Raw genomic sequence first — 1693 nt, forward strand, 5'->3', positions numbered from 1 at the left:
GGGTCTCGCCAATTGCGGTGATTTATTCTACATTGTCGGCCTGATGGCGATTGTCCACGGGATAACGGGGTCAGCCTTGTTTATGGCGATGATTCCTTTTGCAACAACGATGGCGCGTTTTATCAGCGGTAGCCTGGCGCCCGTATTGATGGATCGATACAGCCTCAAGTCGCTGCTCACGTCCTCCCAGATCGGAAAAACGGCCGTGTTGTTTCTATTATTACTGAGTTACCACGTGCTGGGGGAAAGGGAGGTGACGGTCTACGCCATACTCGGATTCGTATTCCTCATCTCGCTGCTCGATGGCTGGGCGGCACCCGCTAGCCATGCGATGCTGCCACGCCTGGTCGATCCCGGCGAGTTAACGAAGGCCAACAGCTTCGTGGCGCTCGTTGATCAGATGATACAGCTGGGTGGCTGGGCTGTAGGGGGGTTGTTGGTCGTCAGCCTAGGCGGTAGTAACGTAGTCTGGTTAACGCTGATTCTTGCGGCGGCAGCTGCCGTTTTCATGAAGCTGATTGAGGATCAGTATGAGACGGTGAGGAGCCCATCCAAGCTGGGTGAATCGTATTGGAGCTCGATCCAGGAGGGGTGGGTGCTGATTTGGAAGCAGCCGTCGCTTCGAACGATCCATGTGATATATGTATTGGAGACGATAGCGGGCGTTATCTGGATTGCCGCGATCATCTATGTTTACGTGGCTGAAGTACTGCATAAGGAAGAGGCGTGGTGGGGATACATCAACGCCAGTTTTTTCCTCGGACTTTTGCTAGGTGGCTGGTTCGCGTTTAGAGGCGCGGGACAGATTGACCGCAATGTTCCTAAATTTATCATATATTCATCCTTTGGCATCAGTCTCATGACATTCGGTTTCGGGATGACTTCAGTGCCTTGGCAGGCGCTTTTGTTCTCGGCAGGCTTCGGTATATTCGAGCAGGTGAAAGCGGTGTCCTTACAGAGCACCTTACAGCGCAGCGTGTCAGTTCAACTGCTGCCGAAGGTTTATGCGGCTCAAAGCGCATTGATCTCGCTTGTATTCGGCGTATCTACGCTGTTGTTCGGATGGATTACGGATCAGTTCGGTGTAAGAGCTACGTATTTCATCGCCGCGACGGTGTTGTTCATTTCCGGATGCTACGCCGTACGGATACGAGGAAGGTTGCCGGAAGCGAGACTAGAATAGAAAAAGCCAATTTATGTGATAAGGCTCTCCACGCATAGTAGCGGGAGAGCCTTTTATTGATGTTACGCAGAAGGTCCGATGGCAATCCAGGACAGGAAGCCGTAGGCTGAATCACAGTTAGGCTGGCGGCTGACTTCGAGCACGGCAGCATCCTCACGCTGGGATTTCAGGGAAATCAGGAATGCAGGATTGTTACTCATTCCGACAATGACATAATTAATTCCGACGAAAGACTCCTCGAATTGTACCGTAACTTCGATCAAATCTTCCGTATCGAATACAAATGGGGCCATTCCGAATTGCTGCAATTTGGTTGCACCTGCCGTACCGCGTACTGGTGTAAAGCTCATATGCTGTGGCGTGACGGTTGCTTCTGCCAGCTGCTGGCCCGTAACGGCGCCCTCGCGTAGATGCTGGCTCGTAATGGCGCCTTGGCTTAGATGCTGGCCCGTAACGGCGCCTTGGCTAATATGATCTGACGTAACGGCGGCATAGCTTAGATGCTCACAA

2 protein-coding genes are annotated in these 1693 nt (G+C 52.5%); one reads left to right on the forward strand and one right to left on the reverse strand.

The window, feature by feature from the left end; translation table 11 throughout:
* The coding region (locus ACFRAK_RS28365; RefSeq protein ID WP_394573095.1) for an MFS transporter at positions 1-1183 on the forward strand (1183 nt) is incomplete at its 5' end.
* Between the two features lie 62 nt (positions 1184-1245).
* On the opposite strand, the gene ACFRAK_RS28370 is transcribed toward ACFRAK_RS28365, so the two are convergent.
* A partial coding sequence (locus ACFRAK_RS28370) for a WIAG-tail domain (protein WP_394573096.1) occupies positions 1246-1693 on the reverse strand: 448 nt, incomplete at its 5' end.

The organism is Peribacillus sp. NPDC056705, from assembly GCF_043656335.1.